12 protein-coding genes are annotated in these 14602 nt (G+C 44.0%); 2 read left to right on the top strand and 10 right to left on the bottom strand.

Annotated elements, in window-relative coordinates:
* Positions 1-208: 208 nt before the first annotated feature.
* From ACI2JM_RS06480 to ACI2JM_RS06470, 3 genes are all read right to left on the bottom strand, one after another.
* Positions 209-1744, bottom strand: coding sequence for a phospholipase D family protein (locus ACI2JM_RS06480; RefSeq protein WP_404642996.1), 1536 nt, complete (start codon positions 1742-1744; stop codon positions 209-211).
* Between the two features lie 567 nt (positions 1745-2311).
* Positions 2312-2737 carry a hypothetical protein gene (locus ACI2JM_RS06475; protein WP_404642994.1) on the bottom strand — a complete coding sequence of 142 codons (426 nt, stop codon included), beginning with the start codon at positions 2735-2737 and terminating at the stop codon, positions 2312-2314.
* A gap of 467 nt (positions 2738-3204) precedes the next feature.
* A complete protein-coding gene (locus ACI2JM_RS06470; RefSeq protein WP_404642992.1) occupies positions 3205-3855 on the bottom strand; it encodes a glutathione S-transferase in 651 nt (216 codons plus the stop codon).
* A 186-nt stretch (positions 3856-4041) separates the two neighbouring features.
* Here ACI2JM_RS06470 and ACI2JM_RS06465 point away from each other — a divergent pair, with 186 nt between their 5' ends.
* Complete coding sequence (locus ACI2JM_RS06465; protein ID WP_060491008.1) at positions 4042-4392, top strand: DUF3817 domain-containing protein; 351 nt, start codon at positions 4042-4044, stop codon at positions 4390-4392.
* Between the two features lie 154 nt (positions 4393-4546).
* Here ACI2JM_RS06465 and fhuB read toward each other — a convergent pair whose 3' ends face one another.
* The 7 genes from fhuB to hppD form a co-directional block, all read right to left on the bottom strand.
* Positions 4547-6715, bottom strand: a complete 2169-nt coding sequence (gene fhuB / locus ACI2JM_RS06460) for a Fe(3+)-hydroxamate ABC transporter permease FhuB (RefSeq protein ID WP_404642990.1) — start codon at positions 6713-6715, stop codon at positions 4547-4549.
* Positions 6712-7623 (bottom strand): ABC transporter substrate-binding protein, encoded by a 912-nt coding sequence (locus ACI2JM_RS06455; protein ID WP_404642988.1) that lies wholly within the window; start codon positions 7621-7623, stop codon positions 6712-6714. The genes fhuB and ACI2JM_RS06455 overlap by 4 nt, the downstream gene beginning before the upstream one ends.
* A gap of 259 nt (positions 7624-7882) precedes the next feature.
* Positions 7883-8647 carry an ABC transporter ATP-binding protein gene (locus tag ACI2JM_RS06450; protein WP_404642986.1) on the bottom strand — a complete coding sequence of 255 codons (765 nt, stop codon included), beginning with the start codon at positions 8645-8647 and terminating at the stop codon, positions 7883-7885.
* Between the two features lie 625 nt (positions 8648-9272).
* The gene (nhaC, locus tag ACI2JM_RS06445; protein ID WP_404642984.1) at positions 9273-10661 is read right to left on the bottom strand and encodes a Na+/H+ antiporter NhaC; all 1389 of its coding nucleotides are present in this window, start codon (positions 10659-10661) and stop codon (positions 9273-9275) included.
* A 92-nt stretch (positions 10662-10753) separates the two neighbouring features.
* Positions 10754-11095: a 4a-hydroxytetrahydrobiopterin dehydratase gene (locus ACI2JM_RS06440; RefSeq protein ID WP_404642982.1), complete on the bottom strand. Its 342-nt coding sequence runs from the start codon at positions 11093-11095 to the stop codon at positions 10754-10756.
* A 125-nt stretch (positions 11096-11220) separates the two neighbouring features.
* Entirely contained in the window at positions 11221-12177 is a 957-nt protein-coding gene (phhA, locus tag ACI2JM_RS06435) for a phenylalanine 4-monooxygenase (RefSeq protein WP_404642980.1), read from the bottom strand.
* Positions 12178-12365: 188 nt separating this feature from the next.
* The gene (hppD, locus tag ACI2JM_RS06430; protein ID WP_404642978.1) at positions 12366-13466 is read right to left on the bottom strand and encodes a 4-hydroxyphenylpyruvate dioxygenase; all 1101 of its coding nucleotides are present in this window, start codon (positions 13464-13466) and stop codon (positions 12366-12368) included.
* A 145-nt stretch (positions 13467-13611) separates the two neighbouring features.
* Between hppD and ACI2JM_RS06425 the strand changes: the two genes are divergently transcribed.
* Positions 13612-14541 carry a LysR family transcriptional regulator gene (locus ACI2JM_RS06425; RefSeq protein ID WP_404642976.1) on the top strand — a complete coding sequence of 310 codons (930 nt, stop codon included), beginning with the start codon at positions 13612-13614 and terminating at the stop codon, positions 14539-14541.
* The last annotated feature ends 61 nt before the right edge of the window (positions 14542-14602 follow it).

Raw genomic sequence — 14602 nt, 5'->3', positions numbered from 1 at the left:
TAAAAATAATTAATGATTAATAATTGTAGTACTACTACTTTTTTTAATTAAAAGAACGTAAAAACATTCCAAGCACTATGTCAAATAATATAGCATTAGCCAATTTCTTATATTTATCACATTACTGAATGAATGTGTCAGATGTTGGATATTATAGCTCATAATCCTATATACCACTGTTCATCATATATAGTACTATTTTCTATAGCTACAAAAGCCACTCAACTGGTAGCCATCCTACTATCGTCAAGATAATATTACGCAAGGCACTTTGTCCAGGCTCCGAGACGCTCATCGATCCAGTATAGGAATCGATCCAGACAAGCCTTCCATTACGCTGCTCTACTCGCCAAGTAAGGCCAACCATGCCCTCGTCAAATGCTTTGTGCAGTTTCTGTGCCATCTGTTCACTGTTGATCATTAAACCCATTTCGGTATTGAGCGCAGTCGAACGGGGGTCAAAATTGAACGAGCCAATAAAAATGCGCTTTCCATCTACCGCAAAGGTTTTTGCGTGAAGACTGGCTTTTGGCGATCTGAACGCTCCTAGATGGTCAGCGGGTGCACCAGACGCAGCTTGGCTATGTAGCTCAAAAAGGCTGACGCCACTTTCAAGCATGGTCTTGCGGCGTTTAGCATACCCTGCATGAGCCAGCAGCACATCCGTTGCTTCCATCGAATTAGTCAATATTTGTACTTTGACACCACGCGCCGCAAGCGTTGCAAAAGCTTTGACACCAGCAGCACCGGGGACAAAATAAGCCGAAACTCCGTCGAACCGTGTCTGGATTTCGCCTACAGCTTCCGTCAAGCGTGTCGCTAATAACTCTTCACGCGGAACGGCTCCCTGACCTTTTATTGGGTCGTCACTCACCAAAATGGCTGTGGTCCATTCTAAGTTCAGCTCTCCTGCAGCAAGAGCTGCTACGATTTTTGAGTGATCCAGAATGCTTCTATACTCACACATTTGCAGGTCATTCTTAAAACCAGCCAATCGTTTAGAAATCGGGTCGGTGTCTTTGTGTAGCCCAACGATTGAACCTGCTGGATGCACCGATGGGGCTGCCCAGTAACGATCGAAATCAGCGGCGACGGTCGAAACGATCGCGCCGACTGCCAGCACATCAAGATCAACAAACAGCGGCGTTGAACCCGTTCCGAAATACTCATCGCCTACATTTCGACCACCAAGTATTGTGGCACGACCATCCACAGTAAAAGATTTATTGTGCATGCGTCGATTCAATCGGAAGAAATCAAACGCGTAAGACAACATCTTAAATGTTCTAAGGTTGAATGGATTATATAGCCTTACCTCAACATTCGGATGTGCGACAAGCGCCGCTATCTCGTTATCAAGCCCAGTTGTACCATTGTCATCGAGCAAAAGACGCACCCGCACACCTCGATCAGCAGCTCTAACCAAAGCATCGAGCAACAGCGTACCCGTCAAATCAGCGCGCCAAATATAGTATTGAGCATCTATGCTCGATATAGCCACGTCTGTGAGAAGTATTCGTGCAGCAAACGCGTCGGCGCCATTTTGTAGCTGCGCAATTCCAGTGCGCCCCTTATGTACAGCTTCAAGCTCAATCAAGGCGTCAGCCAACGGGCCATTCATCGCTTTTGGCAACACTGTTGTATCGATTCGCCCTTCAATTTCCGGAAGTGTAAAAGCAAATCGCGCCATAAGAATGGTAATCCCAGAAAGAGCAACCATGGAGACTAACGTTTTCATGAACATGTTGAAATTCCCTATTCCATATTAGAGTGATGCCACACATGAGCTTGAATCACGTAAGCCGCCTCTAAAAACATCAATGTATTTATCTTAGTCTGCGCTGTTGCTGGCTTGATGTCACCCTATAGCCAGCTATTGTAGAAAAGCATATCCATAATATTAAATATTAAGGTATTTTTAGTTGGTTTTAGCATGGGCTATCAATACTACATCTTCGTTAGCTTGACTACGCTCAAGTAGTATCTTGACTTGCATTGGTTTTTCAACAAATCATATATTAATTGCTAATCATTGTATCCCTATCACAAATTCAATAGGTTCAATGCTGGTCACGCATGTTGATCGCGCCGAATATTTGGCTACAGCACCAAGCGTTATTTTAATATTAATGTGCTCTATGACTCATTAGGTAGAAAACACCTAATTCTTGTAATACTTACAATACAGCTATTTCATATGAATAAGTCGCAAGTTAGAAAGCTAAAAACCCTTTATACTATGCGAAAAATAGTATAAAGGGTTTTTAGCTTTCTTAGATGACGTTGCCAATGTTCAACACGCCCTAATTTATTAGCTAGCGAGCTGAAGCTTTTTTACGTTACCCATAAGTGCGCTAAGATTTTTCTCAAGCTTACTTTTTTCTAGCTTCATTCTAACGACAACCTTAATAATCTCATCAGCTATCTCTTTATTGCCTTCAGCCACTGCCTGCTGCAATGCTAGGCCTTCACGCATAATAGCAACCCTTAAAGGCTCGATCTTATAAATAATACGGTTGATAGATTTATGCAGATCCGACTGTCTATAGCACTCTTTTACCTTAGATGATTTATATAAGAGACTGTTTTTATCACTTTTTGCGCGGGCTAACGTCTCGATATAATCAGCCGCTATCTTGTCAGCATAATCATCTTGAATACCCATCTCTAAAATATTTTTTACTAATATGATATCGATTTTTTCTAAGTCAGTCTCTTTAATGGCACTTTTTAACATTTCAAACAGTCCTTCGTAAATGTTGGGATTAGGGGTGAATTAAGTGGTTATCGCATATAAAAAGCAAAGCCATCGGCGTCACTATAATTAGCACGTGGATTCGTTGTTTGCGCACTCTTATATTCATACTCGTATAAAAGTTACTTTAACAACCATGCCAATCAATTCGTAATAGAGGTCACTCAAGAATATTTATATAATGATACACTTATGTTCATTCTAACCTAAGAGTACAAGTGTACACAATAGGCATTCAACCCTTTTGATACAGAGGTTATGAAAAGCGGCTATCAAACCGCCATAGATTGATATTTATTTTGAGAATAGTACTGTTGAGGTCTATCAAGATAGTGAGGGTAAACAGCTCCCTCATTATTAGGAATTGTTTAATGACGTGTGGGTGGTTGCTGGACATATCTAAAATAGATTGATGAAATATTTACAAAGAAATGAGTGAGCTACTTTTACTAAGAAGGGAAAATCAATGGCTCATCGCCATCTTGCCAAGGTTGAAACTTGGTCATGGCTTGTATAAATAATGGATGCGCTAGCCAGTTTTTTAGCCATATTTGCAGCTTCGGATAAGGTAAACTGTAAAAAATGTCGCGATCTACATGAGCAAATTGGCGGACAAATGGCATAATACCGATATCGGCAATGGTCACACTGTCTCCTAGCAAATAAGTATTTTTAGTAAGCAGTGCTTCTAAAATCTGTAGAAACGCTTCTCCTTTTTGCCGATATTCTGTTTGGGTCATTTCAAGATGACGGTCAGCATATTTATAGCGATCTAGCCAATGCTTAAACTCCTGATCGTTTTGCTCAATTAACGTATTACCTTGATGCAAAGTCTTAATGTTCAACAGCTCTTGTGGATCTTGCTGTTCAAGCGCCCACTCCATTATGTCCCGACTCTCTTCAATCACAACACCATCAGCGAGCTGTAAAACTGGCACGGTGCCTTTTGGGCTAATCGCTAGCATTTTGGCAGGTTTGTTTTTTAAGGTGATCTCCCGTAGCTCTACTGGCAACTCGGCAAACAACAGACCAAGACGCGCGCGCATGGCATAAGGACAGCGACGAAAAGAGTAAAGACAAGAAAGGGAGTAAGCAGTCATATATTTTTTCACAGTTAAAACGAGATCAGCAGCCTTAGAGTCACTGACATCAAGAGTCATTTAGTTTCGTTACTGATCTCTATTAAGGGTTGGTGAAATTAATACTTCAAAGCATTGAACAAAGCCAGTATCATAGCGGCATTGAAAAACCCTTACCTTATTTATTCTAAACAAAAGGAAGATATAGTGTCGCAGGCTCAGACAACTATCACAGAAACACCTAATCTCACAAAAGATCAGAACTCTGTATTAAAGATTCTTACGATCATGGGTTACTTGGAAGGTACGTCCTTTTTATTACTACTTTGCATCGCCATGCCACTAAAATATATGATGGGTATTGCAGAAGCGGTCACCTACATAGGGATGGCTCATGGCGGATTGTTCATCGCGTATATTTTAATGCTGTTGATAGCCACCACCAAAATCAAAATGCCGCTTTGGGCGATGCCAGCAGGGGTACTCGGATCTTTTTTACCCCTTGGTCCGTTTATATTCGATCATTTATTAAAAAAGAGCTTGAATAAAAAAGCTTAAAACCCCTTCAAAGTAATGTCAAATGACTTACTGAATATGACGAACATTGGTGATTTTAAGATATAGCGCTATTTAAGCGCTGGACGGTATGTATTAATGACTGATCATGATGGCTGATTATAGTTATTCGTCAGTCATTAATTTCCCATAAAAACTATCCACTTACTGCGACTGGCACTTTACGAATCAGCCATAAAAAGTACGCCCCGCCAATGATAGCCGCAATCGTACCCGCAGGCAGCTCATAAGGGAAAATGATATAACGCCCAATCCAGTCTGCTATTACCATCACCCCTGCACCTAACAAAGCCGCTAATGGCAACTGGCGCTCAAGCCTTACCGCACCGAGTGACGTCGCCAAATGTGGCACCATTAGACCAATGAAACTCAATGGCCCAACCGCAAGCGTACTGGCCGTACTTAGCGCCGCTACCAACACCAATAACGCGAGTGTCACTGGTGTCACTGCCACCCCCAAATTACGAGCGACCCCTGTACCCAAACCAAGCACTCTTAAGGGTTTGATAAGCAGTAAGCTGAGGGCAAATAAAATGAGGGCAATGCCGATAAGATACCACACCGTGCTAGGCTGAGCGCTATAAGTGGTTCCAGACAACCAGCTAAGCATCGCTTCTAGGCGTGGATCGCCAGACAGCTTGACCATGTGCATCACCCCATCCATCATCGCAGCAATACCAATACCGACCAGTAATAGATAGCCAGAGCTTACCTTACGTGCCAGCCAAATAACCAGCAATAACACAGCCATCGCTCCTGATAATCCTGAGATTAATAAAGTACCAGCTCCGGCAGATAGCCCTAAGCTTGGTAGCAGTAAAAACCCTAAGATAACCCCAAGCGCCGCGCCCGAGCTCACACCCAATACTTCTGGACTTGCCATCGGGTTGCGGGTGAGCGTTTGCAATAACACACCAGCGATGGCCAACATCAGACCCGTTGCAGCAGCGCTTAGGCTACGAGGGAGACGATACTGCTGAGTAACTGCCCAATCGGTACTTAGTCCCCAGCCACTGACGTCTTGGACAAAAACACAGGCAAGTATGATTATCATTACCACGCCAATACCCCAGCGCCACCATGCCACAGGTGCATGCTTGCCGGTTAGCATCGGGGTTACTGTTTCTATCCGCTCACGGCGCTGACGCAAAATCAGCCAAATAATCAGTGGTGCACCAAGAATACCCGTCATCGCCCCTGCTGGAATTTGCATATTTAGTATGGGTTCGAGTAATAAAGCAACATTGCTAGTCAGCCATAAAAGCAGCGCCCCTAAGACAAAGGCTGCAAGCAGACGTTTGCTAATAGAAGCAACTCCCAGCGCATTGACCAGACTGGCAGCGCCAAGACCGATAAAACCGATTAGACCAACTTCGCTAACCACCAAAGCGGTAACAACTGCCACAATAAGCACCACCAATGCACGGATACCGTTAATCGGCACGCCCAAGCGCTTGGCTTGTGAGTCATCGAGACTCATCAAGGTTAATGGTTTTAACAAGGGTAGACAGACAACCGCCATCACGACGGCCGTTATCGCTAGCATCGTACTGGTATGCCAGCTATTCTGTGCCAAAAATCCCGCCGCCCACGACAGCATACCATTACTACGTTCAGCAAAAAACAACACCAAAACATTGGCAACGGCGGCAAGTAGAATGTTTACCACCAAGCCCGCCAATATTAAAATGAGCGGATTAAAACGACTGGGTGCTGACAATACAAAGACCAGTCCCATACTAATAAGCGCGCCGACAAAGGCCACATAAAGTCCGCCATAAATCGCTAAGCTTGGCAAAAACAAGGTCACAATGAGCATGGCCAATTGTGCACCAACACCGACGCCCAATGTGGTATCTGACGCCAATGGGTTTTTGACCAATTGCTGTAGCAAAATACTGACAACCCCAAGCAGACCACCTGCCAATAGCGCCACTATGCTGGTCGCCACTATATGCAGCTGCGTCGCAAGACTGATAATATCCAATTGCGAGCTTGGAATAAACAAGTCACTGAGTGGGCGTGTCCACTCCTGAGCGATTAATGCCCACGTGCTCCATACTGACATCACCACAAGGATAACCATTACTGCCCAGATGCGCCATGTATCTGCAAATACCGAAGGTGGTTGCCGAGGTGGTTTTGGTGCTGGATTAGGAGGTTTTTGCATGAGCTTGGAGGATTGCTCTGATGGTGTTTTCAATGTGGGCGACTGAGCCGCTGCAAGTGAAGTCATAGGTTTGATATAATCAGTAGTATTATTGGTATGAGAGTGATGAGTCTGTGCGGCAGTATTAATAGTCATGATGCTGCCCCACCTTTTAATGTCACTATTGATAAATTATTTGCCAAGCCGACCAGTGATGACATGCCACCATAAATCCATATGGGTGGCAGCTCACCCACGCAGCGCTCGTCGCCATAGCCTAGACGCTGCCAAACCAAACTGTCTTTAATCTCAGCTCGGGTTATCGGGCTTAAAGGATCGATGATTAATAGGCATGTCTCACTGTCCAGCTGTGCCAAGTCGCCCATTCGAATGGGGACAAACCCCCATTGATTGCCTTTGCCTAATACATCCAGCCCTTTGCCCATATCTTTTAGCACGGGTTGAAACAAACTATTTTTGACATACATGCGCATGTTATTGGCATCAGCAAACTGTACAACGGCAAATCTCTTTACTTTTGGATAGCGCTGCTGCAGACGCTCACTTGCCAGTTTGATATCTGTCTGACTTTTTGTAATATAGCTTTCAGCCAAGGCTGGTTCATCAATTAGCTGTCCCAACTGACGAGTTGGCTCAGTATAATCTGCCCAAGTTGCGGTATCGCCTTTAGCGGCGAACATGACCGACTCAGAGGGCACATCTCCATAGAGATTGCGGGCATGCTCATAAAAAAAGTTATCGACGACCAAATCGACAGGCAATTGGGCAACCAATTCCGCATTAGGCTGATAGCGAATGCCCAAATCAATGATTGAGGTTGGCAATTCAGGCGTACCTACCCATCTGTCCCACACCCTCACATCACCCGTCGCTATCGGGGGGTAACCCATAGCGGTCAAGGTTGCCGCATTGCCCCAATCAGGTGAGACTATATTGATGTTAGCGTTATCTGCATTGCCCACTTGAGCGTCTTTTTGCGCCGTTATTGGTTGGTGACAGGCCGTCAGCACGGTGGTCAGTGTTAAGCTTGCTATGAGCGGCAAACACTTATATTTACTGATAGTGAGATTTGAGCCAGCTTTTGTAAAATGTTTTATGAAAGATTTTACGGCTATTAAAGAGAACAGAGATTTATAAAGAGCAGGAAACATGGCGGCCTATCTTTTGCGCGAATAAGAGAAAATAAGAAATGAAAAAGATGAGGCAAATACTAGGGCATGCCCTCATTTTAAAAACGGTCATAAAAATTTAACCATTTTTAGCCTACTTATTCATTTTCGTTTAGATTGATGATATGCCCTATTAGGCAACGGCGACTGGCTGCCCCGTTATAGGATGACTAAGCAGCTGCATATCGACGTTAAAAATCTTGTGCAATACTGTCGGTTGCATGGTGCTGCCGATATCACCATTATGGCAAATACGGCCGTTTTTTAAGGCGATAACTCGATCGGCATACTGCGCGGCCAAATTAATATCATGCAAAATAATAACCACACTCAAGCCCTGCTCATCCACCAAACGACGGATAAGCTGGATAACTTCAAGCTGATAGTGCATATCAAGCGCGGCTAATGGCTCATCAAGTAATAAATATCTGGTGTCTTGTGCCAGACACATAGCAAGCCAAACGCGAGCGCGCTCGCCACCTGAAAGCGTGGCCGTAATGCGGTCAGCGAACGCCTCTGTTTGGGTGATGCGCATGGCTTCTATTACTTTATCTTTGTCCATTTGGTTGGGCTTTTGCAGCCATTTTTGGTGCGGATAACGTCCTAGCATGACCAGCTCACGTACTGAAAACCCAGCGGCTTCTGGTAGTTGCTGTGGCAAATATGCCATTTGTCGCGCCAGCGCTTTGCTACTGTAATCACTGATACGGCGATCATCCAAGCTGATGCTACCGCCATTACTCATCATCTCGCCTGCCAACGCTTTAATTAAAGTAGATTTTCCTGAACCATTATGTCCAACCAAAGCGACCAATTGGTTGCTATCAATCTCACAGCTTACATTGTCTAGCAAGGTATTTCCTTGGCGACTGATGGTCAATTGGTTTGCACGTAACATATCGGTACTCATCATTAATTTAAATCGTTGTATTTATATTGGACAACCAATAAAAACCGATTTTACTCGTAAACGATAATAAAAACAATTATCATTAACTTAAAATATTATTCTTTTTGTTCCCGCTCGCTGTTGCTTGTAAGTATATATACGACCGATTTTCTTTTATCTGTGACACGCAACCCTCAAATACAAGCCTAATTCTTTATCACCTTAATCATTTTTGAACTCGCACAAACCATTACTCATATCAATGAAGAACACTTCGATGAGTTGAGATAAGCTAATTGGTTTTTTAGTCGCTTTTTTTCTTTAACCACCAAAGAGCTATCTAGTACCAACGTCAGTAACGGCTATCTATGCCGAAGCGATGGCTGTACAAGTATCATTGAAAGACACAAAAAACGTCTGTTCACTCTCTTGAACAAACGTTTTTACTCCCCTGTACAGCACCTACTACTCAACTTAGCGAGCTGCAAATCTGGTATATCATGCTCCACATCCATCAGCTTGTCTTAGATAATTGCAAAGGTATAAATAAAAACTAGGGCTTGTTGTGTTGTCTTAGAAGACACAACAAGCCCTAGCCTTTTAATGCAGAGTTTAGAGACAAAAGTTTTTTAGGTTACTGACTCTTGAGTCGGCTGATGGTAATTCCCGTAAAACCAAACAATATCGTTAGTAACAGCGATAAATAACAAAAGAACGCATAAGGCAGATAATCAAGCACAGGCACGCCTAATGCTTGGCTGATAAACACACCGCACACACTCCAAGGCACTAGAGGATTGATGACCGTACCTGCATCTTCAATGGTACGAGAAAGATTTTTAGGATGTAAATTCAAACGCTCAAACGTCGGACGAAAGGCAGTACCAGATAATAAAATACTCAAATACTGCTCGCCAATAAGCACGTTAATACTCAGAGCAGACATGGCAGCGGCAAATATGGCGCGTCCTGATGTGGTTAATGTGTCTTTAATCCCTGATAACAGTGCTGGCAAAATACCCAATGCTGTGAGCAAGCCACCAAGACTGAGTGCCAATATCACAATCGCTTGAGTGAAGAACATACTCTGCACACCGCCGCGCGATAGCATACCACCGACTTCACCCAGCTCTAAAGATTCAGCGGGCGCATAGCCTGCAAATAAATAGCCGCCTAATTGTCCAAAGCTCGGCGAGCTGTGCAAATAAGTAATAATCAATGCTACCACAATGGTACAGATAATCGTATAAATGGCATTAACACGAAAAACCGCCAACCCAACCAGTACCACAAATGGCAATACCGCATAACCATGTACCAAACCACTTTCAATCAACTGACCTTGCAATACGGTTACTTGACTCAAGTCAGAGCCTGCGGTCTGCCCAGAAAAAAACCAAAAAATAATGACCGTGAGTATCCACGCTGGTACCGTGGTATACATCATATTGCGAATATGCTCAAACAAATCAATACCCACCACCGATGAAGCAATGGTACAGGTGTCTGATAACGGCGACATTTTATCACCGAAAAACGCCCCTGAAACCACCGCACCAGCCGCAATCGCCACATTGGCATCAAAGGCATTACTCATACCAATAAAAGCCACGCCCAATGTCGCCGCGGTGGTCAAACTACTGCCCAATGCAATACCAATAATGGAGGTCAATACAAAGGCTGAAATGTAATAATACTCTGGCGATATCAACTGAAAACCAAAATACATCAGCGTTGGAATAGCACCAGACATCATTAAAGCGGCGACCATCAAACCAATAAAGAAGAATAGATAGATCGCACCGATACCACGCATGACACCCGATGCCATTTGCGCTTGCATGTCATCAAAGGTCAAGCCTTTAAACAGACCAATGCCCAGCAAGACACAAATAGCGAGTATCAATGATAAATGCGGTACCCAGCCAAAACCTATCATGGTAACGCCCATAATAGCGATGACAATGGCAGAAATCATAAATGCCAGTTGAGGTGAAATTTGGGTTAATATTTTTGGAGGCATCACACATCCTTAGCTTGCCAGTCAAATCTGGCGTTAGGGTTGGCTTTGAGTCGGACAAGTTTAATGAGTTGCAATAGCGATTGCTACCCTCATTATTGATCCAGCAGACTATCGGTCTTAGCTGCCATGACAAAATCATTGCGATGCAGACCTTTAATGCTGTGTGACCACCACGTAACCGTCACCTTGCCCCACTCTACCAATATGCCAGGATGATGCCCTTCTGCTTCGGCGATGTCTGCTAATTGGTTGGCAAACTCCATCGCCTTGACGAAGTTTTTGAATTTATATTGACGTTGTAATTGCTTGATGCCATCAACCTCGATCAATGACCAATCTGGAATTTGCTGTAATAGCTCTTGTGTTTCGATGTCGCTGACCGTTGGCGTGCCAATGCGGCAGGCCTCACAGCTGGCTTGTGATAATGTCGTCATTATAATGTCCTTTTATGTTAACTATTCATTTTTTTAATACTGTTATGTTTAATACCGTTACGTCCATGTTGACGCTGTCATTTACGGCTCATCATTCAAATGACGCCGTTTTTCTTAACCATGCATTAGGCGTTTTTTACTGCATAACTAGGCTCGAACAATCCTAGTGACATGGCTTGTTTGACCATTCCCATGATATCGCTATTGACGATATCAAATAATGTATCCAAATCATCAATGACATAATAAATCGGCTGGATATGATCGATACGATAAGGGGTACGCAACACATCAAGCAAGTCAAACGCTCGGTGCTCTGGTTGATTTTGCGGTTGATGCTGAGGTTCTGCTTGCTGCTCAGAACCAGCATTGAGCGCATAAACCGTCTCAGACGGTGAGCTTAAGATGCCTCCGCCATAGATTCGGCGGCTGCCTTTATTTTTTCCCACCAAACCAAACTCGATGGTAAACCAATAGAGCCGTGCCAAAAACCACCATTCTTCTTTAGTGGCATTAAGACCCAACTTGCCATAAGTTTCATTGAAAGTCGCAAAGGCAGGATGGGTCAAAAGCGGACAATGTCCAACAATTTCATGAAAAATATCAGGCTCTTCGATATAGTCCATATCATCAAATCGACGGATAAAAGTTGCCACTGGAAAGGATTTATTGGCAAGCAATTTAAAAAACTTACCAAAACTGATTAATGCAGGGACAGCGGCAGTTTGCCAACCAGTCGTGGCTTGCAATACCTCATCGATATCATGCAATTGCGGAATACGCGTAGCGGGCAAATTCAGCTTTTTTAAACCGTCTAGATAGGCTGGGCAGGCACGGTTAGGTATTTGCTCGGCTTGACGCTCAAGCAATGCCTGCCACATACCATTTTCATCATCACTATAGTGAATATGACCATGGCTATCTGGCTGATGCGACACGTAAGGTTGTTTTTTAGGCATAGAATCCTGCTTTTTATGAGCAGAATTATCGTGACTGGCAGCATCGGTGCCTAGCGTTTTGCAAGCAACGCTGTTGGCACCGATAGCTTTATTAACAGAATTCGTATGTGGTAGGCGTTCCATGCCTGTATTCCTTTTATTGCCATTAGCGCTCTGAATTTTTGCTATTCGTTTTCAATCATGACTGAACCATAGCTCAGTCATCGCATTGAACACATGGCATTACAGAGCGCAGTGGTTATTAGGGACAAGACAAACTCCTTTTGCCCTGCCCGTTTATTTTATGGATTTTCCCCTAAAGGTAGAGGCGCTTACGGTGTTTCAGTTTCTGGCTGACCAACCGTGCCACGACGGACTTGATCGCGCTCGATGGATTCAAATAGGGCTTTGAAATTACCTTCGCCAAAGCCATCTTCGTAATCACCTTTACGCTGGATAAACTCGAAGAAGACAGGGCTACCTAAGATAGTTTCAGAGAAAATCTGTAGCAGCAGACGCGGTGTGCCGCCTTCAGTGGTGCCATCTAGCAAGATACCGCGCATCTGTAGCTCAGAGACATTTTCGCCATGATTTGGTAGACGCTCACTCAGCATTTCATAGTAAGTCGCGGTTGGGGCAGTCATTAGCGGGATACCCGCTACTTTTAATTTATCGATGCTGGCAAACAAATCATCGCTGGCCAAAGCAATATGCTGAATACCTTCACCGTTGAAATGCATCAAGTATTCTTCGATTTGACCGCCGCCCTGCTTTGACTCTTCGTTCAATGGAATACGGATTTTTCCATCAGGCGCTGTCATGGCTTTACTGGTCAAACCCGTATATTCACCTTTGATGTCAAAAAAGCGGATTTCGCGGAAGTTAAAAATGCGCTCATAAAAGTTTGCCCAATAAGCCATACGACCACGGTAAACGTTATGGGTTAAATGGTCGATAACTTTGAAACCATGCCCGACAGGACGACGGTCTACATCAGCAAAAAACTCGAAATCGACGTCATAAATAGACTCACCATCTTTATAACGATCGATGAGATAAATCAGTGAGCCACCGATACCCTTGATAGCAGGCAGGCGCAGCTCCATCACACCAGTGGGTACGTCTACTGGCTGCGCGCCCATTTCGATGGCACGCTCATAAGCTTTTTTGGAATTCTGCACACGAAAACCCATGCTACAAGCGCCAGCACCATGCTCTTCAACGAAATAGCTGGCTTCGCTTTTTGGTTCACGATTTAGAATAAGATTGATGTCACCTTGACGGTATAGCGCCACATCTTTTGAGCGATGGTTGGCGACATGGGCAAAGCCAAGCTGTTTGAACAATGCGTCGACCGCATCCGGTTGAGGTGAGGCGAATTCAACAAAATCAAACCCATTCAGGCTCATTGGGTTGTCAAATAAATCTGCCATTGTAATCATCCTTAATTTCAATTGGTGGTAAAAATGCGATAAAAAATGTCTTCAATCAATAATTCTTATTGACGGTGTATTTATATTAGATTAGGTTTATTTATAAGACTAATTGTTTTTTATGATTTATTTATCAGGTTTACTTATGAATATCAGCATTCGCCAATTAACCGCTTTTATCCAAGTCGCTGACAATGGCAGTTTTACCCGTGCCAGCGATCAGATGCATTTGACCCAATCTGCCGTTAGCGGCTTGATTAAAGAGCTAGAGTCCAGCCTCGGTATTGTGCTGTTCGACCGTACTACCCGCCAGCTGTCGTTGTCGGTAGTAGGACGGCATTTATTGCCGCAAGCACGGCGTATCTTAAATGAGATGCAGCTGTTTGAAAATGAGGCGAGCAGCTTAACAAGCTTGGCGCAAGGTCAAGTCCGACTCGCTGTTTCGCAGTTTGCCGCCTCCTCTATGCCAGCAGTCATCGCCCAGTTCTCCAAACAATACCCCGAGATTGGCGTGTCGCTATTAGATTGTTCGGCAGAAAACTTACTCAGACATATTCAGGACATTGAAGTAGATTTGGGTGTCGGTACTGAGCTTGGATTTATGGAGACTGAGGACGATATCAATGCTGATTTGTTATATCAGCTACCATTTTGTGTGGTGATGCCTGACAACCATGCGCTGGCACAAGAACATGAAATAACGTGGCAGGATTTATTAGACATTCCGCTCATCACGCTGCAAGGCCCTTTCATTGAACAAGTGACAGCCGAATTGGACGACCGGATCGCCAGCCATATTCAACAGGCGCGTTACAAGGTCAATTTTATGTCCACCGCGCTTGAGATGACCCGTCAAGGCTTCGGCATTACCTTATGTTTACCCTATATGCCCGAAGTCATCGACTGGGTTAGCGCCAATGGCTTACAAATGAGGCCGCTGGCACAACCCGTTAAAATGCGGCAGTTTTTTATCTATCAGCGTTCTTCTCGTGCGTTATCGCCTGCTACCATTGCTTTCAAAGACTTCTTGCAGAGCTATTTTTCCAGTCATTTTAATGACTTACAGCATACTTAAGTATCGCTGACACAGGCATGGTTGATGCTTAAAAAGCTTTGAAACACGATGGTTTCAACCA

Origin of the sequence: Psychrobacter sp. NPDC064578 (assembly GCF_044901245.1) — a bacterium.
Classification (GTDB): Bacteria; Pseudomonadota; Gammaproteobacteria; order Pseudomonadales; family Moraxellaceae; genus Psychrobacter; species Psychrobacter cibarius_C.
This window is presented reverse-complemented; position numbering and strand designations above follow the sequence as displayed.

Excerpts from the sequence above, each read along its gene's own strand:
- ACI2JM_RS06480 (WP_404642996.1), bottom strand. The coding sequence starts at position 1,744 with ATGTTCATGAAAACGTTAGTCTCCATGGTTGCTCTTTCTGGGATTACC.
- ACI2JM_RS06475 (WP_404642994.1), bottom strand. The coding sequence starts at position 2,737 with ATGTTAAAAAGTGCCATTAAAGAGACTGACTTAGAAAAAATCGATATC.
- ACI2JM_RS06470 (WP_404642992.1), bottom strand. The coding sequence starts at position 3,855 with ATGACTGCTTACTCCCTTTCTTGTCTTTACTCTTTTCGTCGCTGTCCT.
- fhuB (WP_404642990.1), bottom strand. The coding sequence starts at position 6,715 with ATGACTATTAATACTGCCGCACAGACTCATCACTCTCATACCAATAAT.
- ACI2JM_RS06450 (WP_404642986.1), bottom strand. The coding sequence starts at position 8,647 with ATGTTACGTGCAAACCAATTGACCATCAGTCGCCAAGGAAATACCTTG.
- nhaC (WP_404642984.1), bottom strand. The coding sequence starts at position 10,661 with ATGCCTCCAAAAATATTAACCCAAATTTCACCTCAACTGGCATTTATG.
- ACI2JM_RS06440 (WP_404642982.1), bottom strand. The coding sequence starts at position 11,095 with ATGACGACATTATCACAAGCCAGCTGTGAGGCCTGCCGCATTGGCACG.
- phhA (WP_404642980.1), bottom strand. The coding sequence starts at position 12,177 with ATGGAACGCCTACCACATACGAATTCTGTTAATAAAGCTATCGGTGCC.
- hppD (WP_404642978.1), bottom strand. The coding sequence starts at position 13,466 with ATGGCAGATTTATTTGACAACCCAATGAGCCTGAATGGGTTTGATTTT.
- ACI2JM_RS06425 (WP_404642976.1), top strand. The coding sequence starts at position 13,612 with ATGAATATCAGCATTCGCCAATTAACCGCTTTTATCCAAGTCGCTGAC.